The 16,593-nt window shown below is 65.2% G+C and carries 19 protein-coding genes; 6 read left to right on the top strand and 13 right to left on the bottom strand.

Annotation, left to right across the window (positions count from 1 at the left end; genetic code table 11):
- Positions 1-2: 2 nt before the first annotated feature.
- The 11 genes from B7X65_RS05415 to B7X65_RS05365 form a co-directional block, all read right to left on the bottom strand.
- Positions 3-1,352 (bottom strand): MATE family efflux transporter, encoded by a 1,350-nt coding sequence (locus B7X65_RS05415; protein WP_293593283.1) that lies wholly within the window; start codon positions 1,350-1,352, stop codon positions 3-5.
- A complete protein-coding gene (locus tag B7X65_RS05410) occupies positions 1,349-2,008 on the bottom strand; it encodes a DUF2239 family protein (protein ID WP_293593282.1) in 660 nt (219 codons plus the stop codon). Before B7X65_RS05410 ends, B7X65_RS05415 begins: the two co-directional genes overlap by 4 nt.
- 8 nt (positions 2,009-2,016) lie before the next feature.
- Positions 2,017-2,514 carry an ATP-binding protein gene (locus B7X65_RS05405; RefSeq protein ID WP_293593281.1) on the bottom strand — a complete coding sequence of 166 codons (498 nt, stop codon included), beginning with the start codon at positions 2,512-2,514 and terminating at the stop codon, positions 2,017-2,019.
- A gap of 201 nt (positions 2,515-2,715) precedes the next feature.
- Entirely contained in the window at positions 2,716-3,816 is a 1,101-nt protein-coding gene (locus B7X65_RS05400; protein ID WP_293593280.1) for an NAD(P)/FAD-dependent oxidoreductase, read from the bottom strand.
- A 65-nt stretch (positions 3,817-3,881) separates the two neighbouring features.
- Positions 3,882-4,211: a ferredoxin FdxA gene (gene fdxA / locus B7X65_RS05395; protein ID WP_293593279.1), complete on the bottom strand. Its 330-nt coding sequence runs from the start codon at positions 4,209-4,211 to the stop codon at positions 3,882-3,884.
- A 90-nt stretch (positions 4,212-4,301) separates the two neighbouring features.
- The gene (locus B7X65_RS05390) at positions 4,302-5,615 is read right to left on the bottom strand and encodes a GTP-binding protein (RefSeq protein WP_293593278.1); all 1,314 of its coding nucleotides are present in this window, start codon (positions 5,613-5,615) and stop codon (positions 4,302-4,304) included.
- The gene (gene cysD, locus B7X65_RS05385; protein ID WP_293593277.1) at positions 5,615-6,571 is read right to left on the bottom strand and encodes a sulfate adenylyltransferase subunit CysD; all 957 of its coding nucleotides are present in this window, start codon (positions 6,569-6,571) and stop codon (positions 5,615-5,617) included. Before cysD ends, B7X65_RS05390 begins: the two co-directional genes overlap by 1 nt.
- A 3-nt stretch (positions 6,572-6,574) precedes the next feature.
- Positions 6,575-7,195, bottom strand: coding sequence for a phosphoadenosine phosphosulfate reductase family protein (locus B7X65_RS05380; protein ID WP_293593276.1), 621 nt, complete (start codon positions 7,193-7,195; stop codon positions 6,575-6,577).
- Positions 7,196-7,200: 5 nt separating this feature from the next.
- Positions 7,201-7,605 carry a DUF934 domain-containing protein gene (locus tag B7X65_RS05375; protein WP_293593275.1) on the bottom strand — a complete coding sequence of 135 codons (405 nt, stop codon included), beginning with the start codon at positions 7,603-7,605 and terminating at the stop codon, positions 7,201-7,203.
- A 10-nt stretch (positions 7,606-7,615) separates the two neighbouring features.
- Positions 7,616-9,427: a nitrite/sulfite reductase gene (locus tag B7X65_RS05370; protein WP_293593274.1), complete on the bottom strand. Its 1,812-nt coding sequence runs from the start codon at positions 9,425-9,427 to the stop codon at positions 7,616-7,618.
- Between the two features lie 29 nt (positions 9,428-9,456).
- Complete coding sequence (locus tag B7X65_RS05365; RefSeq protein ID WP_293593273.1) at positions 9,457-10,248, bottom strand: sulfite exporter TauE/SafE family protein; 792 nt, start codon at positions 10,246-10,248, stop codon at positions 9,457-9,459.
- 202 nt (positions 10,249-10,450) lie between these two features.
- On the opposite strand from B7X65_RS05365, the gene B7X65_RS05360 reads away from it, so the two are divergent.
- Positions 10,451-11,272, top strand: a complete 822-nt coding sequence (locus tag B7X65_RS05360; protein ID WP_293593272.1) for a response regulator — start codon at positions 10,451-10,453, stop codon at positions 11,270-11,272.
- 42 nt (positions 11,273-11,314) lie between these two features.
- On the opposite strand, the gene mnmC is transcribed toward B7X65_RS05360, so the two are convergent.
- Together mnmC and B7X65_RS05350 are read right to left on the bottom strand one after the other, a co-directional pair.
- Positions 11,315-13,210, bottom strand: a complete 1,896-nt coding sequence (gene mnmC, locus B7X65_RS05355) for an FAD-dependent 5-carboxymethylaminomethyl-2-thiouridine(34) oxidoreductase MnmC (protein WP_293593271.1) — start codon at positions 13,208-13,210, stop codon at positions 11,315-11,317.
- Positions 13,211-13,336: 126 nt separating this feature from the next.
- Positions 13,337-13,609: an oxidative damage protection protein gene (locus B7X65_RS05350; RefSeq protein ID WP_293593270.1), complete on the bottom strand. Its 273-nt coding sequence runs from the start codon at positions 13,607-13,609 to the stop codon at positions 13,337-13,339.
- Between the two features lie 396 nt (positions 13,610-14,005).
- On the opposite strand from B7X65_RS05350, the gene B7X65_RS05345 reads away from it, so the two are divergent.
- The 5 genes from B7X65_RS05345 to B7X65_RS05325 all read left to right on the top strand — a co-directional run bounded on the left by B7X65_RS05345 (position 14,006) and on the right by B7X65_RS05325 (position 16,581).
- Positions 14,006-14,359: a hypothetical protein gene (locus B7X65_RS05345; protein WP_293593269.1), complete on the top strand. Its 354-nt coding sequence runs from the start codon at positions 14,006-14,008 to the stop codon at positions 14,357-14,359.
- Positions 14,346-14,579, top strand: a complete 234-nt coding sequence (locus B7X65_RS05340; protein WP_293593268.1) for a hypothetical protein — start codon at positions 14,346-14,348, stop codon at positions 14,577-14,579. Before B7X65_RS05345 ends, B7X65_RS05340 begins: the two co-directional genes overlap by 14 nt.
- A 23-nt stretch (positions 14,580-14,602) precedes the next feature.
- Positions 14,603-15,040, top strand: a complete 438-nt coding sequence (gene trxC / locus B7X65_RS05335; protein ID WP_293593267.1) for a thioredoxin TrxC — start codon at positions 14,603-14,605, stop codon at positions 15,038-15,040.
- Positions 15,041-15,247: 207 nt separating this feature from the next.
- Positions 15,248-15,706, top strand: a complete 459-nt coding sequence (locus B7X65_RS05330; RefSeq protein WP_293593266.1) for a hypothetical protein — start codon at positions 15,248-15,250, stop codon at positions 15,704-15,706.
- A gap of 176 nt (positions 15,707-15,882) precedes the next feature.
- Positions 15,883-16,581, top strand: coding sequence for a 2OG-Fe(II) oxygenase (locus B7X65_RS05325; protein ID WP_293593378.1), 699 nt, complete (start codon positions 15,883-15,885; stop codon positions 16,579-16,581).
- Positions 16,582-16,593: the final 12 nt, after the last annotated feature.

Here is a 16,593-nt window from a genome sequence, read left to right as displayed (position 1 = left end):
GCTCACAGCCGGCGGATCGGCTTGTGTTGCCACACCAGCCGGTAGTAAGCGGTCTGCATCACCAGCATGGCGGTGAACGCTACGGGGTAGGCCACCCAGATGCCGTTGAGGCCGATGGAGCGGCTCAGCAGCCAGGCGACGGGCACCTCGATTGCCAGAATGGCGGTGATGGAAATCGCGGTGGGCACCAGCACGGAGCCGCTGGCCCGCATCACACCCGAGATGGCCGCCGACATGCCGAAGATGACCGTGCTCCACAGCATGATGTGCAGCAGGGTCTGGGCCGTTTCGATGACCGGTGCGCTCGTGATGAACAGGCCGATGATGCTGCGCGAGAACAGGTAGGCCAGCAACACCAGACCGCCGGTCACCACCAGATTGAGCATGATGGCCGTGCGCGCGATGGTGCCCAGGCGCTCGGCATGGCCCGCGCCTATCGCGTGCGCCCCGAGGATGGAGGCCGTGATGGCGATGGAGATCGCCGGAAACTGCACATAGGCCACGATCTGGTTCACGGCGCCGTAGGCGGCGGTGGCATCGGAGCCGAAGCGGTTGACCAGGAACAGCACCGCCACTTCGGCAAGCGAGACGATGACCATCTGCATGCCGGTGGGCAGGCCGATGCGCAGGACTTTCCCGAGGATGGCGCGGTCGATCTTCATGTGCTGCAGAAAGCGGGCGTCGGGTGCCAGCGCGTGGCCCTTGCGCCGCAGGTACCAGGCCAGCCAGGCCAGCGCCACTGTGAAGGACAGCACCGCACCCCAGGCGCCGCTGGCGACCCCCAATTGCGGCAGGCCGCCCCAGCCACGGATCAGCGCCGGCGTCACGACCAGGCCTACCGCGGTGGACAGCAGCAGTGCCAGCAATGGCGTCAACGTGTCGCCCACGCCGCGCATCATGGAGGTGACCAGCAGGAACACAAACAGGCCGGGCATGGCGATCAGCATCACGCGGGCATAGGCGATGGAACCGGGCAGGATATCAGCCGGTGTTCCCAGCAGGGTGAGCAGCCGGCCGGTGAAGGTTCCGCCGAACACCGCGACGGCCAGCCCGGCCAGCAGGCCGACGCTCAGCGCGGTGCCTGCAATGGCCTTGACCCGGTCCGGCTCCTGGGCACCCCAGGCCTGGCCGATCAGCACCGAGGCCCCGGCGCCGAGTCCGATGACAAAGGCAATGAAGAAGAACATCACGGGAAAGAAGGCCGACACCGACGCCATGGCGCTGACACCAAGCATCTGGCCGAGGTAGACGTTGTTGATCGTGCCCGACAGCCCCTGCAGGATGTTGCTGGCCATCATGGGACCCAGGAAGACGAGGAAGGCCTTCCACATCAGCGGAGGTCGTGTTGTCATGCCACGCCCTTTTTTTCTTCCGGTGCCATGAACGCCTGCCGGGCCAGGCCTTGCGCGTGGCTGCGCAGGTCGGGCGGCCAGGCTTGGGTTTGCGCATCAAAGCGGTCGCTGTCTCCCGCGAACAGGGCGCGGGTGGCCTCTTCAAACCCTGGAAGACTGCTGGCGATGGCCGACATGAAACGGTAGGCCACCTCCTGCGCCCGGCGCGCGCGGTCCTTGCCCTCGTGGGTGCGGCGTGCTTCCTCGACCAGCTTGCGCAGGGCCACCGAAGCGCCGCCGGGCTGGCTGCCCAGCCACTCCCAGTGCCGCGGCAGCAGGGTCACCTCGCGTGCGATCACGCCCAGCCGGGGCCGGCCGGGGCCGCGCGGTGCGTCCTCCGGCTCCGGCGTGGCCGGGACATCGCCGCCCTCCGCAAGCCCGGGCGCTTGCAGGCGGTCCAGCACATCGGCGTCGCTGCCGCGCAGGTCCAGCTCGACCAGCTCGCTCGTCAGGTCGTCAAACACCAGAATGGTTTTCTGCCGGCCCTGGTCGGCGACGGCCTTGACCTTCAGGGCGACCTCGCGCAAGGGGCCGGTGGCGATACGGCGGCTTTCCTCGAAGGCCGTGCAACACCGCTGCGGGGAGGTGCTGGCCATGGGGCCGGACGATGGGGGCATGGTTTCTTTCAGTGTGAATGGAACACGGTGGCACTGGCCAGCTCCTGCTCCGTGGGCGGCTCGAACTCGCGTTCCATGAAATCGAACATGGGCGCGCTGACCTCGAAAGAAAAGGTGTCGCCCTTGTCACTGTTCCTCTGGAGCACGCGCTGGCGCCTGACATCGAGCGGGGCGTTGACAAAGTGAAGCTGCGCCGGATGCTGGCCGGCGCTGGCCAGCGACAGGAATTCAGTCCGGTTTCTGACCTTCATGAATCCGAGGTCCAGCACCACGTGGCCGCCCGTGCCGGCAATTTCTGCCGCGGTGGCCCAGATGCGCTTCTCGCACCTCTGGACGCGTTCCATGATCCACGCAAAGTTCATGGGTGTGGGCAGGTCGGGGCCATACAGCTGGCCCATCCAGTCGTCGATCGACAGGCGGACGCCCTTGAAGCTCGCTGCGAGTTGGCGCGCATAACTTGACTTGCCGGCGCCTTGTGGTCCGAAGACCAGATGAAGGGTTCCCATGATGTTCTCTCCTGACAGGACCAGATGGAAGAGATGCCTGACCTGCCGTGGTCGCCGGCCTGTCCTCTTTTTCAATGGACTGGATATTACCCGGGTAAAAATAGGCTGTCAATATTACCCGGATAAAATTGCATCGAAAAAACGACAGACAAAGAAAAGGCCCGCACTTGGCGGGCCTGACAGGGGGTTGTAGCCCGGTGTTCAGTCGAAAACGGGCGTCTCCACCCCGAGTACCTTGTGCAGTTTCGGGCTGGTGGTGGTGTACTGCAGGTGGATTTTCTTGTCCGGGAAGATGAAAGGCGCCGCGCCGAAAGCCGCCAGCGCGCATTCATGAAAGCCGCTGAGGATCAGCTTTTTCTTGCCAGGGTAGGTGTTGATGTCGCCGACCGCAAAAATGCCGGGCACATTGGTAGAGAATTTTTCGGTGTCGACCTTGAGCTGCTTGCGCTCGATGTCCAGGCCCCACTCGGCGATCGGTCCGAGCTTGGGCGACAGGCCGAAGAAGACCAGCATCACGTCGAGTGGCACCACGCGGGTCACGCCGTCGGCACCGGTGACCTTGGCGCCGGTGAGCTTGCCGTCCTTTTCCTCGTAACCTGTGACCTGGCCGACGATGAACTGCATCTCGTAGTTGTCGCACAGCTCCTTCATCTTTGCGACGCTGGCCGGGGCGGCCTTGAAACCGTCGCGGCGATGGATCAGGATCACGCTTTCGGCCTTGTTCGGGCCTTCCTTGGCGAAGTTGAGCGCCCAGTCGAGCGCGGAGTCGCCGCCACCGACGATCACCAGGTTTTTGCCGGCAAAGTCAGCCGGTGACTTGACGCGGTAAAACAGCTGCGTGTTGTCAAACTTCTCCAGGCCGTCGACCTTCAGCAGGCGCGGCTGGAAAGCCCCCACGCCGGCCGCAATAAAGATGGTTTTGGTCAGGAACTGCGTGCCTTTGGCAGTCTGGACGAAAAAGCGGCCGTCGTCCTGCCTTTCGACGGTGCTGACTTCCTGGCCGAAGTGGAAAGTCGCGCCAAAGGGCTCGATCTGCTTGAGCAGGGAGTCGGTCAGTTCCTTGCCGGTGCACATGGGCACGGCGGGAATGTCGTAAATTGGCTTGTCCGGGTAGAGCTCGATGCACTGGCCGCCGGGGTAGGCCAGCGAGTCGATGACATGGGCCTTGATTTCCAGCAGGCCGAGTTCAAACACCTGGAACAGCCCGACCGGTCCCGCACCGACGATGACCGCATCGGTCTCTATCGGGCCATCGTGCGCGACAGCCGTGTTGATCACTTCCTGGTTCAGTTGAGGTTCCATGGGGCTTTTTTGGGGGTTGCAGTTTGAAGAGGGCAGGCAGGCGCGTAATCCGCGGCGGGTACGTCTCAGCGAACGAGCTGGTCCAGTTTGCTGGTGACGTCTTTCCACTCTTCGGCATCGGGCAAGGCTTCCTTGCGCTTGGTGATGCTTTTCCAGCCCGGCGCGTTGCTCAGCTCGACATTGATCTTGATGAAGTTGACCTGGTCGGCCGGCACGTCTTCCTCGGCATAAATGGCATTGACCGGGCACTCCGGGATGCAGACCGCGCAATCGATGCACTCGTCCGGATCGATCACCAGCATGTTGGGGCCTTCGCGGAAGCAGTCCACGGGACAGACATCCACACAGTCGGTGTATTTACAGCGGATGCAGGATTCGGTAACGATGTGAGTCATGTTGTTCTTGCGGGATCGGTGGAAACCCTCAATTTTAAGAGGATTCCGTGAGCAGGGTTAAGTCGGGTGCTTGATCGGGGCTGATCCTGATCAAAGAATCAGCGCGGCGCCCGAGGTCTTGTTCGATGCCGTGTCCACCAGCACCAGCGAGCCCAGGACCCGCGAGCGGGCATATGGCAGGGTGGCCAGCGGGGCCTGCAGGCTCAGCTCGATGTGGCCGATGGCGTTGGGCGGCAGCTCGCTGGCGTCTTCCTCGGCCAGGGTATTGACGTCGAGCTTGTGCACGATGCGTTTGACCTTGGCCTTCACCCAGCGGTGGCCGTGCAAGGCCCAGTAGACGCGTCCGGCGACCAGCGGTTCGTCGTCCATCCAGGCGATGGTGACCGACAGTTCGCGTGTGGGTTCAAAGGTGTCGGCAGCCAGCAGCCAGTCGCCGCGCGACACGTCCACCTCGCGGTCCAGCACGATGCCGGCGCTGTGGCCGGCCAGAATGGAGTTGGGCTGGCGGGCGTGGTCGAGCACCTGGGCCACCACGGCGGTCTGCCCGCTGGGCAGCACGGTGACGCTCTGGCCGGGCTGTACGCCGCCGGTGGCGACACGGCCCCAGAAGACGCGGCGGCCTTGTGAGGTGTCCGCAGAGGACGAGAATTTTTCCACCCACTGCACCGGGAAGGCAAACGCCTCGGTGCTTTCGGCCGGGGTGGCCGGCAGGTGCTCCAGCAACTGGAGCAGCGACAGGCCTTCGTAGCCGCACCAGCCGGGCATGGCGTCCACCACGTTGTGGCCCTTGAGTGCGGAAATCGGCACGATGGCCCTGACCGGGATCTGCGCAGCGCCCGCAAAAGCCGTCAGCGCTGCGCTGATGTTTTTGAAGGCCAGCGCGGGATCTTCCACCGCGTCGAGCTTGTTGACCGTGAACACAATGGATGGCACACGCAGCAGGTTGACCAGCAGCGAATGGCGCCGCGTTTGCGGCAACAGTTCCATGGACGGAGTTTTCCAGTCCAGCTTGGTCGCATCGACCAGCACCACGGCGGCGTCGGCACTCGACGCGGCCGTGACCATGTTGCGCGTGTACTGCTCGTGGCCGGGCGCGTCGCCGATGATGAACTTGCGGTGCTCGGTGGCGAAATAGCGGTAGGCCACGTCGATGGTGATGCCCTGTTCTCGTTCGGCCGACAGGCCGTCGGTCAGCAAGGCCAGGTCGGTTTCGCCGCCGCGCTGCACACCGGCCAGGTGGTCCTGCAGCACGGCCTTGCTGTCCACCAGCAGGCGGCCAATCAGCGTGCTCTTGCCGTCGTCGACCGAGCCGCAGGTGATGAACTTCAGCGCGGATTTCAGGTCATTTTGGCCTGCAGCGCCCGCCAGTGTTGCGCCGCCAGCTATCAAATCAGTAGTGTTCATCAGAAGTACCCGTCTTTTTTGCGCTTTTCCATCGAAGCGTCGGAAGTCTTGTCGTCCATGCGTGTCGCGCCGCGCTCGCTCACATCGGCGGCCAGGGTCTCGATCACGATCTCGGCGGCGGTGGCGGCCGGGCTGTCCACCGGGCAGGTGCAGGTGATGTCGCCCACGGTGCGAAAACGCACGGTTTTCTCGATCACTTCCTCACCCTCGCGGGCCGGCGTCAGTTCGGTCACCGGGACCAAGAGGCCCTTGCGTTCGACCACCTTGCGCTGGTGCGCGTAGTACAGCGAGGGCAGGGCAATGGCTTCGCGTTCGATGTACTGCCAGACGTCGAGTTCGGTCCAGTTGGAGATCGGGAACACGCGGAAGTGTTCGCCGGGCTGCAGCCGGGTGTTGAACAGGGTCCAGAGTTCGGGCCGCTGGGCCTTGGGCTGCCACTGGCCGAAACTGTCGCGGTGCGAGAAGATGCGCTCCTTGGCGCGGGCTTTCTCCTCGTCGCGGCGCGCGCCGCCGATCAGCGCGTCGAAGCGGAACTCGTCGATGGCTTCCAGCAAGGTCACCGACTGGTGCACATTGCGCGATTCGCCGGGATGCGCCAGCCGCACCGTGCCGCGTTTCATCGAGTCTTCGACGTTGCGCACGATCAGCTCGGCGCCGAGCTCTTTCGCGCGCAGGTCGCGGAAGTCGGTCACTTCCTGGAAGTTGTGGCCGGTGTCGATCATCAGCAGCGGGTAGGGGATGCGGCCCACGCCGAAGGCCTTCTCGGCGCACTTGAGCATGACCAGCGAGTCCTTGCCACCTGAAAACAGCAAGGCCGGGCGCTCGAAGGCCGCGGCCACTTCGCGCAGGATGAAAATCGTTTCCTCCTCGAGCGCGTCGAGGTGGGCGTTGGACAGCCGAGCGATGGAGGTCGCCGGGTCGGCTGGCAGCAGATTGGATGGTGTGCGGGCGTTCATAAGTCAGTGTGCGAGATGCAAACCGCATTCGCGGTTGTCCTCGCCCTTGGTGGGGTCCACGTAGTCGAAGTTGTTGGGCAGGCCGTTGATTTCACAGTACTGGTAAAGCTCTTTGGACGACCAGTGCAGGAGAGGTGCGACCTTGATCAGCCCATCCGGATTGACGCTGACCGCATCCATCTGGGCGCGCACGGCGGTGTCGGTGGCGCGCAAGGCGGTGAACCAGACCTGGGGTGCAGTTTCGCGCAGGGCGCGGGCAAAAGGCTCGAGTTTCACTTCTTCAGTGAAGGCCGCATGGCGCGGATCGTCCAGCGCCGGAGTCGGGCCTTCCACGGCCTCGCGGTGCGCACGCGAGCGACGCGGCAGATAGATGTGCAGGTCCAGCTTGAGCAACTTCGTCACTTCGTCGGCGAAGCGGTAGGTGGCCTCGGTGTTGTAGCCGTTGTCCATCCAGACCACCGGAACTTTCGGGTTGGCGCGCGTCACCATGTGCAGGATGACTGCCTCGAAGGGGCGGAAATTGGTGGTGACGATGGCTGGCCGGCCCAGTCCCACGGCCCAGTCCACCAGGCCCTGTGCGTTGTGGCCGAGTTCTGCGTTGATTTTTGCGAGGTCGAGGGTCATGGTGTTCAGGCCGTAGCCCCTTCCTCTGCTTCCTTGAAATGGGGTTGTACGTCCACAGCATCGCCCTGGTATTTGCCAACGCCGTAACCAGGATAGGCCGCCAGCACGCGTTCGGCAGTCGCCATGTCCTGGTCGGCGCGCAGCACGGCAACGTCAAAGCCGCTGCGCTCCATCTGCGCGAGCTGGTCGGCCAGCACGTCGCCGGTGGCGCGTATCTCACCCTCGAAGCCACGTCGGCGGCGCAGCAGAAAGGCCTGGCTGAAGGCGCGGCCATCGGTGAATTTCGGGAAGTGCAGGTCGATGCGTGTCACGCCTTCGAGCGAAGCCTGCAGTGGGTCGGCGTCGTTCGCGAGCACCAGGACGGAGCTGTTTTCAATGACGGCGTGGTCGGCAAAGGGCAAAAGTTTCATGCGGTTTTCCTCAGGCGGCCACAGCAGTGGCGGCAAAACGCGCACCTTTGGCGGCTTCCTTGAAAGGGTCCATGCCGACGCGGCGCAACGTTGAAATAAAGGTCTCACCGGCCTCTCGCTGGCTGCGGTAGGTGTCGAGCACGGCTTCAATCACTTCGGGTACTTCTGCCGCGGAGAAAGAAGGGCCGACGACCTTGCCGGGCACCGGCGCGCCGCTCAGCGTGGAGCCGTCGGAGCCGCCCAGCGTGACCTGGTACCACTCCTTGCCGTCCTTGTCCACGCCCAGGATGCCGATGTGGCCGCTGTGGTGGTGGCCGCAGGAGTTGATGCAGCCGCTGATGTGCAGGTCGATCTCGCCGAGGTCGTGCAGCTCGTCCATGTCCTGGTAACGCTCGGTGATGGCTTCGGCGATCGGGATGGAGCGCGCATTGGCCAGCGAGCAGAAATCGCCGCCGGGGCAGGCGATCATGTCGGTCAGCAGGCGGATGTTGGGGCGCGCAAAACCGGACTTGCGCGCCGCGCGCCACAGCTCGGGCAACTCGTCGCAGCGCACCCAGGGCAGCAGCAGGTTCTGGTCGTGCGTGACGCGCACCTCGCCGGCACTGAAACGGTCGGCCAGGTCGGCCGCCACGTCGAGCTGGTCGGCGGTGGCATCGCCGGGCGCCTGGCCCAGGCGCTTGAAGGACAGGGTCACGGCGCGCAGGTCGGGGTTCTGGTGCGGTGCCACGTTCTGCTTGAGCCAGCGGCCGAACTCGATGTCGTCCTCGGCGGCAGCGCGCAGGATGTTGGCGATCTTGGCATCGGCGCTCTTGCGGTCGCACTGGAGTGTGGGCGGCACAAACGAGGCCGTCACGCGGTCCAGCTCGGCCTGCGTGATGGTGTGCGGGCCGCCGTCGTGCTCCATGATCTGCCGATACTCGGCTTCCACGTCGTCGATGTAGCGCTGGCCCTCGGCCTTCACCAGGATCTTGATGCGCGCCTTGTACATGTTGTCGCGGCGGCCGTAGCGGTTGTACACACGCACGATGGCCTCGATGTAATTCATGACCTGGTGCCACGGCAAAAACTCGCGGATCACGGTGGCAATGATGGGCGTGCGGCCCATGCCGCCGCCAACCAGCACCTTGAAGCCCAGCCCGCCTTCGGCATTGCGGATCAGGTGCAGGCCCACGTCGTGCCAGGCGGTGGCGGCGCGGTCTTCCCTGGCGCCGCTGATGGCGATCTTGAACTTGCGCGGCAAAAAGGCGAACTCGGGGTGCAGCGTGCTCCACTGGCGCAGGATTTCGCCAAAGGGCCGCGGGTCGGCGATTTCGTCGACCGCAATGCCGGCGCGTTCGTCGCTGGTGATGTTGCGTATGCAGTTGCCGCTGGTCTGGATGCCGTGCATGTTGACGCTGGCCAGCAGGTCCATCACGTCGGCCGACTTGTCCAGCGGAATCCAGTTGTACTGGATGTTCTGACGCGTCGTGAAGTGGGCATAACCGGCGGTCAGTTTGGAAGCCACCGACAGGCCGCTTTTCAGTTCGACCGGGCCGAGTTTGTCCTGCGTGGCCTGCGCGTCGTTGAACAGCGCGGCGTTGGGCTGGTCATACTCGCGGGCGATTTTCGCCAGCACACGCACCTGCGCGCTGGAGAGTTCGCCATACGGCACGGCGACGCGCAGCATGGGCGCATAACGCTGGACGTACCAGCCGTTTTGCAGGCGCAGCGGACGGAAGTCGTCTTCGGCCAGCTGGCCGGCCTGCCAGCGGGTCAGCTGGTCGCGGTACTGGTCGGCGCGGGCTTTCACAAACTCGCGGTCAAATTCGGTGTATTGGTACATGGCGGTCGGGGATCAGGTGATTCAGGGGGTCAGATGGCGATGAGTTTGGCGCCGGCATAAGCCAGCAGCACGGAAAGCAGGGAGCGTATCCAGCGGTCGGGCGTGCTGTTGACCAGGCGTGAGCCGAGCCAGATGCCGGGCAGCGAGCCGGCCAGCAGTTTGGCCAGCAGCAGCCAGTCAACCGAGCCGATGGACGCGTGGCCGAAGCCGGCCACCAGCGTCAGCGGAACGGCGTGGGCAATGTCGGCGGCCACGATGCGCGGCAGCGGCAGGGCCGGGTAAAGCAGCATCAGTACAATCACCCCGATGGCGCCGGCGCCCACCGAAGTCAGTGTCACCAGGGCGCCAATGACGGCGCCAAACAGCACCGGCAGGGCCCAGTGGCGCGCCTGCGTGGCCGCGGTCAGGGCAGCCGGGTCAATGTGGCGCGGCGCGGCCTTGCCATAAACGGCCTTGTAGAAGGTGGCGCTCGCGGTGAGCAGCAGCGCCACGCCGAGCGTGGTGGTCATCACGGCTTGGGCTGCGGGACTGGCCGGTCCGACAAGATGCAGCACATACAGCGTGGCCAGCGAGGCCGGAATGCTGCCCGCGGCCGTCTGGCCGACAATTTTCCAGTCCACCAGCCGGGCCCGGGCCAGGCCAACCGTGCCGCCCAGCTTGGTGAAGGCGGCAAACAGCAGGTCGGTGCCGATGGCCAGATGCGGTTTGACGCCGAAAAAGAAAATCAGCAAGGGCGTCATGAGCGAGCCCCCGCCCACGCCGGTCAGTCCCACCACGAGACCGACGGCAAAACCCGCAAATACAAAAGCAAAATCATGCATAAGCCGCAGACTTTAGGGTGAGGGCTTATGAAAACAAACTACAGATTCGTTGTTCGCTTATGCGAATAAGCTTATTCGCCAGTGTTCATGCGGCTTTCCGGGCCGGATCACTGTGAATTCCGTGTCATCGGGACAACGCCATCAGCAACATCTGGACACAAGCCCCGTATCATCCACGGCAATAACAACAAGGGGCGGGACAGTGAAGCGGATATTCGTCAAGTTCTTCGGTTTCAGCGGCACCGAGCGCCAGGCGCTGGATCTGGTGTACCGCCTGTCCGAGTCGCGCGACGTGGTGTATTCGGCCTGGACAGCACAAACCGCGGAGGCGATGGAAGCGCCCGATGTCCTGATCATCGACGGGGACAGCTGGGAGGCCGTGCTGGCACTGGCCAACCCGGCCCACGACGGCCTCAAACTCATCTGGATCGGAAACGACGCGCCTGCCCAGGCCTGGCGGGTGTTTCCGGGGCCGGTCAAATGGTCGGGCGTGCTGGAGGCGATGGACGAGGCCTTTGGGCTCCGGCCCCTGCCTTCTTCTCCTGAACCCCAGGCTTCGCTGCCGATCGATCTGGACCTCGCCCACGATGAAGACATCGATGTGGTGCTCGACGACGGCGACGCCACCGAACCCCTGTCGCTGGAGCCGGGCACCCTGCCGGTGGTGGGGCGGCGGGTGCTGGTGGTGGACCCCGGGCGCGATGACCGCCTGTATCTTCGTGCCAAGCTGGCCGCCGCCGGCCTGCACGAGGTCGATGAAGCGGCCACCGGCACCGAGGCCCTGATTCTGCTGAACACCCATGCCTACCTGCTGGTCACGGTGGACTTGGGGCTGACCGACATGGACCCCTGGGAACTGATCAAGGCGGTGGACAACACCCGGCCGGCCATTGCCCACATGTTTGTGACCGGCACGGCGCCGGCCTGGCAGCAGGGGCTGCGGGCCCGTTTTTCCGGTGCGCAGGTCTACCTGCGAAAACCCCTGCACCCCGGGCAGCTCAAGAAATTGCTACTAAATATATAGCTGCCTGCGCAGGCCCATCAAGGGCTGGATCTATAAAAGGCTTCAAATCACGGGGTCCACGGGTGCCACCCGTTGTTTGAGCAGGCTGGCGCGCTGCGGCGCCAGCGCCTGCAGCATGCGGTTTTCCAGCGGCAAAGGCTCGCCATGCAGGCGCGCGGCGAGCAGTTCGCCGCCGAGCACGGCAAACGTCAACCCGCGCGAACCCATGGCCGTGTTCACCCAGAGCCCCGGTTGCCGCACGGGCTGGAGCGGGCCCACCAGCGGCAATCGGTCCGGTGAGGCGCATCGCACGCCGGCCCAGGCCCGGGGGGTACCGTCCTGAAAATCCGCTGCCAGTTGCTGCGCCGCGTGCGGCAGCAGGGTCTGCAGGCGCTCCAGGTTGGCCTGCTGGTCGGCCGGGTCGGGCCGGCTGTCGTTCCGGTCGCGCTGAAAACCGGCGCCGGCCATCCACGCCACGCCGTCATCGACAGGCACGGCGGGCAGCAAGCTGCCGTGCCCGTTGACCGGGAAGGCGGGAAACACCTTGTCGTCGCCAGGACGCCGCAGGCCCCAGGAGACCTGGCCGCGAATCGCCTGCAGCGGCAGGCCGCCGTCCACCAGCGGCCCGCTGGCGTGCGCCGCGGCCAGCACCACCAGATCGGCCCGCGCGATGACCTGCTCTTGAGTGTCGAACACCTGCCATTGGCCCGTGGCGTCGCGGTCCAGCCGCGTGACCTGTACGCCGCCGCGCCAGCTGATGCCGGGCTGCGCGAGCAGCGCCTGCACCAGCCGGGCCGGCTTGACCCAGCCCGCCCTGTGATGCCAGGTGGCCGGCGATGCCGTGTCCAGCCCGGCCTGTTCGAGTTGCGCGGCGCTAGCCGGCTCGCTCCAGTCGCGGCCGGCGTCAGGCCAGGCGGCGGGCAGGCCACCGCTGCTCTCCAGCCGCCGCTCCAGCACTCCGCTGGCCTGCCAGTCGCTGCCATCGTGCAGCAGCGCCTGGGCCTGCTGCAGCGTGGCGCGCACGCCGCAGCGGGACAGGCGCGACAGCAGGCTGTCATCGGGCGAAACATGCGGCACCAGCACGCCGGCCGGCAGGCCGGAGGCGCCGCCGGCCGGTGTCTCATGCGCATCCAGCACCAGCACTTGCCAGCCGCGCCGCGCCAGGCTGGCGGCCGTGGCTGCACCGGCCAGGCCGGCGCCGATAACGACACAGCTGGATGGCAGGACCGGCGCCAGGGGAGCACTGCCGGCGACCTTGCGCGGCACCCAGCGGGGGGCGAACTCGCCCTGCAGGTTGTCGCGTTTGGGCGGCAGGCCCGGGGTTTTCTGCACGACGAAGCCGCACTGGGCCAAGCCGTCGAGCACGCTGCGCGCCACCGTCCAGCTGGCGATGCGGGTGCCGCGGCGGCAGCAGCGCGCCACCGCCTTGAGCGTGTGGAGGTCCCACATACCGGGGTTTTTGGCGGGGCTGAAGCCGTCGAGGTAAACCGCGTCGGCTGCCAGGGTCTGTTCGCGCAGCACGGCCTGGGTGTCGCCGATACACAGGGTCAGCAGCACATGGCCGCCCTCGAACACCAGCCGGTGTGTACCGGGCAGCAGGCCCCAGCACTGGGCCTGCAGTTGTTCGGCCAAAGGCAGGAGTTCAGGGTGGGCCGCGGCGGCACGCAGGATGTCGGCGGCGCCGGCCGGGTGCGCCTCGGTGGCCACAAAATGCAGCAGCCGTGGTCGCGCGGGGTCGGCCTTCCAGGCCTGCCAGGTCACCAGGAAGTTCAGCCCGAGGCCAAAGCCGGTTTCCAGGATGCACCACTGCGGCTGGCCGGCCCAGGCGGCAGGCAGGCCGCAACCGTGCAAAAACACCTCGCGCGACTGCGCCAGCCCACCGAGTTCGCTGCGGTAGCGGTCACCAAAACGCGGGCTGTAAGGCGTGCCGTCGGCCAGCCACTCGATCACTTCAGCCATAGGCTACAAGCGTGAGTTCTCCAGATCCGGACCAGCCGGGGCCGCGGATCTGGCTTTGCCAGTCCGCAGGCGCAGCGGCCCCCTCGGGGGGCAGGGCGCTACACGCAGTGAGCAACCGTGGGGGCCTTATTCCGTCGGGGGCACGTAGCCTTGGACCTTGTCGGCGCCGGTGCCAAAAAAGTGGTTTTCCATCTGGCGCGCCAGGTACTGGCGGGCGCGGGCGTCGGCGAGGTTCAGGCGGTTTTCATTGACCAGCATGGTCTGCTGCTTCATCCACTCTGCCCAGGCTTCCTTGCTGACTTCTTCCCACAGGCGCTTGCCCAGCGGGCCGGGGTAGGGGGGGAAGTCCAGACCTTCGGCTTCCCGGCCCAGTTTGATGCATTTGACGGTGCGTGCCATGTGATTGCTTTCGTGAGATGTCGTTATAGATGTTTTGGGTATGAAGAACTGAAATCTAATTCGTCCTTGTTTGGCCTGCGGCTCTTCAGACTTCAGACCGGAACGCAGACCATGACCCCACGCCGTCATTTTATGAATGTTTCCAGCTGCCCGGGATTAGCCGTTGCGCTGGCAGGGTCGCGCAAGCAGGACCCGTGCACCACCAACCAGATTCGCACCCGGAAACGGTGCTCCCACCAGGTCACCGGACGCGAAGCTGGTGGCGCCCTGCATTTGATGCAAAATAGGCCTTCACCCCTTGTCAGACAAGCGCTGCCAGCTATCAAAAGCATAGTGATCTTCGGGGCCAGGGCATGTTGGCTTGTTTTTCGGCCAAAAGCCCCCAGTTTCAGAGGCATGAACACGACCCAAACCCCTTCTTTCAGTCCCGACCTGACCGTGACCCACGTGCTGGCTGAGCTGCTCGAGCGGCTGGAGCACAGTACCGTGCCGGTCGGTCCGGAGCAATACCGTTCGGTGGTGACGCACCTGGTTCAGGCCTTGGGCGGCGTAGCGCCCGGTCGCGAATTGGGTGCTTTGCTGGACACTCACCCGGCCGCGGCCGAATTGTACGAAAATGTCTATTACCAGCATGCGGGCCTGTGCCGCTCGCCGCTGGATCCGGCGCTGGCTGCCGAACGGCAGGCCAGGCAAGCCATAGAGCGCGCAATGCGCCAACCCAACCAAGGAAACACCCATGGCCAGAGCTGATGCCAAAACCACCGTCCTTGCCGACGGACTGCGTTACAAATCCAAGGTATCGGGCTCCCCGTTTGTCGCGTCCGCTTCTTTCGGTGCTGCCACGATGTCGTGCTTCATGTGCGGAAAACACCGTCCCCGCTCGCAGATGGGCACACGCAAGGTGCTGGGCAAGTCCCACGCCGTGTGCGCGCCGTCGTGCAAGGCGCTGGACGAAGCCAACAACAACTGATTCAGGATGTTGACGAGGTACAGATGACGGATTCCCTGCATATCGTTTGTCCGCACTGCCACACGACCAACCGCGTCAAAAGCGCGGACCTGGACAAGGCGCCCGACTGCGGCAGCTGCCATCAGGCGCTGTTCACCCGGCACCCGGTCAACCTCGACGAAGCGGCGTTTGACCGCCACATCACGCGCAACCAGATCCCGGTACTCGTCGATTTCTGGGCGCCGTGGTGTGGCCCCTGTCTGCAGATGGCGCCGGCCTATGAGCAGGCCGCCGCGCAGCTCGAACCCATGGTTCGCGTGGTCAAGGTGGACACCGAGGCCTCCCCGAACCTGGGCGCACGCTTCAACATCCGCAGCATTCCCACGCTGGCGCTGTTCGTGAACGGCCGCGAGGTCGCGCGCCAGCCCGGCGCCATGGGCGCCGCCGACATCGTGCGCTGGACGCGGTCGCACATCGGCTGAAGCCCATGCTGCCGGCGCGGACCGTGTCTCCCGGTTCCGCGTCTGGCCCTCAACTTGTCAGGCAGCCTGCCGTTAAGCATGCATGGCTCTGCTGCTTGTCCTTCAAAAAATCACGCTTGTTGTCCCGGCGCATTGCCGCCGGTATGGATGCAGGCGGGGGCACGGGTTGACAGGCCTGCCGCTGGTTGATTTTTCTGGAGAACCCTCATGATCCGCACCCACACCCTTGGCCTCAAAGAGGCTTGCCTCACCGCTGTTTCCGCGCTCGACGAGCTGGTGTTCGAGCTCGTCTGCGGGAGCCCGCAGAAGTTGTCGCCGGTGTTCCTGGACTGGGTGGCCGACGAAGCCACGCCTTTTGTCGAGCGGCAGGTCGCCAGGTCCTTTGCCACACCGCATTTTGCGGCCAGCCTGCGCATGGGTGACCAGCGTGTGGCCATGGCGCGCTGGGTGCGGCTGTGGGTCGGGCCGCGCATCGTGGCCGGTTTTGAGGAGCTGGCTGTTTGCCTGCCGGAGTTTGCCGGTAGCCAGCCCGCAGGCCACCCGTCTGTGCCGGTGGCTGCCGCGCGATCCGGCGCCGGCACGCTCGGCCAGCGCTTTCTTGCCCTGCTGGGGCTGGACGGCGCAGGCAGCACCGGCATGCACGGTTCCCCGCCACGCTATCAATAAAGTAGCTGTTGGCGCCCGTCTACATTGGGCTGGAGGCCAATTTCATGCATGAACCAGGGCGCCTCGGCACCCTGCGATAAATCGGCGGGATGTCCGTTTCCGGCGAGCCTGGCCACGGCTCCCGGCCTACGCTTGAGTTTTTCCCAGGACACCCACCCGCCATGAACACCTTGTTGATGCACAGGCCGGCTGAAACCGGCTGGCCGGCACTGGCCGTAGAACTGCAAAGACGCGGCAGCGCCGTGTTGCCGCAGCTGCTGAGCCCTGCCCAGTGTGCGGCAACCGCCGCGCTTTACCGGCAAAAAGCGCTGTTTCGCAGCCGCGTCGTGATGGCGCGCCACGGCTTTGGCCAGGGCGAATACCAGTACTTCAATTACCCGCTGCCCGACTTGGTTCAGCAACTGCGCAGCACGCTGTATCCCCGGCTGGTGGACGTGGCCAACCGCTGGAACGAAGCCATGGGCATCGCCGTGCGTTACCCGCCAGGCCATGCGGATTTTCTGGCGCGTTGCCACGCGGCTGGCCAGACGCGGCCCACGCCGCTGCTGCTCCAGTACGCCGAAGGCGACTACAACTGCCTGCACCAGGACCTGTATGGAGAGCATGTGTTTCCACTGCAGGTGGCGGTGCTGCTGTCGCGGCCGGGGGACGACTTCACCGGCGGCGAGTTTGTGCTGACCGAGCAGCGCCCGCGCATGCAGTCGCGCCCTGAGGTGATTCCCCTGGCGCAGGGCGACGCCGTGGTGTTTGCCGTGCACCACCGGCCGGTGCAGGGCAGCAGGGGTTTTTACAGGGTCAACATGCGCCACGGCGTCAGCACGGTACGCTCGGGCCATCGCCACACGCTGGGTGTGATTTTTCATGATGCACAGTAGCGCCCGAATTTG

Origin of the sequence: Polaromonas sp. 39-63-25, from assembly GCF_002278925.1 — a bacterium.
Classification (GTDB): domain Bacteria; phylum Pseudomonadota; class Gammaproteobacteria; order Burkholderiales; family Burkholderiaceae_C; genus Polaromonas.
The sequence above is the reverse complement of the archived record's forward strand: the minus strand, read 5'-3'. Positions and strand labels throughout refer to the sequence as shown.

Bases quoted from the DNA above. Each gene is read 5' to 3' on its own strand.
- B7X65_RS05410 (WP_293593282.1), bottom strand. From the start codon at position 2,008: ATGCCCCCATCGTCCGGCCCCATGGCCAGCACCTCCCCGCAGCGGTGT.
- B7X65_RS05375 (WP_293593275.1), bottom strand. From the start codon at position 7,605: ATGAAACTTTTGCCCTTTGCCGACCACGCCGTCATTGAAAACAGCTCC.
- trxC (WP_293593267.1), top strand. From the start codon at position 14,603: ATGACGGATTCCCTGCATATCGTTTGTCCGCACTGCCACACGACCAAC.
- B7X65_RS05390 (WP_293593278.1), bottom strand. From the start codon at position 5,615: ATGAACACTACTGATTTGATAGCTGGCGGCGCAACACTGGCGGGCGCT.
- B7X65_RS05330 (WP_293593266.1), top strand. From the start codon at position 15,248: ATGATCCGCACCCACACCCTTGGCCTCAAAGAGGCTTGCCTCACCGCT.
- mnmC (WP_293593271.1), bottom strand. From the start codon at position 13,210: ATGGCTGAAGTGATCGAGTGGCTGGCCGACGGCACGCCTTACAGCCCG.
- B7X65_RS05380 (WP_293593276.1), bottom strand. From the start codon at position 7,195: ATGACCCTCGACCTCGCAAAAATCAACGCAGAACTCGGCCACAACGCA.
- B7X65_RS05350 (WP_293593270.1), bottom strand. From the start codon at position 13,609: ATGGCACGCACCGTCAAATGCATCAAACTGGGCCGGGAAGCCGAAGGT.
- B7X65_RS05325 (WP_293593378.1), top strand. From the start codon at position 15,883: ATGCACAGGCCGGCTGAAACCGGCTGGCCGGCACTGGCCGTAGAACTG.
- fdxA (WP_293593279.1), bottom strand. From the start codon at position 4,211: ATGACTCACATCGTTACCGAATCCTGCATCCGCTGTAAATACACCGAC.
- cysD (WP_293593277.1), bottom strand. From the start codon at position 6,571: ATGAACGCCCGCACACCATCCAATCTGCTGCCAGCCGACCCGGCGACC.
- B7X65_RS05345 (WP_293593269.1), top strand. From the start codon at position 14,006: ATGAACACGACCCAAACCCCTTCTTTCAGTCCCGACCTGACCGTGACC.
- B7X65_RS05415 (WP_293593283.1), bottom strand. From the start codon at position 1,352: ATGACAACACGACCTCCGCTGATGTGGAAGGCCTTCCTCGTCTTCCTG.
- B7X65_RS05405 (WP_293593281.1), bottom strand. From the start codon at position 2,514: ATGGGAACCCTTCATCTGGTCTTCGGACCACAAGGCGCCGGCAAGTCA.
- B7X65_RS05400 (WP_293593280.1), bottom strand. From the start codon at position 3,816: ATGGAACCTCAACTGAACCAGGAAGTGATCAACACGGCTGTCGCGCAC.
- B7X65_RS05340 (WP_293593268.1), top strand. From the start codon at position 14,346: ATGGCCAGAGCTGATGCCAAAACCACCGTCCTTGCCGACGGACTGCGT.
- B7X65_RS05370 (WP_293593274.1), bottom strand. From the start codon at position 9,427: ATGTACCAATACACCGAATTTGACCGCGAGTTTGTGAAAGCCCGCGCC.
- B7X65_RS05365 (WP_293593273.1), bottom strand. From the start codon at position 10,248: ATGCATGATTTTGCTTTTGTATTTGCGGGTTTTGCCGTCGGTCTCGTG.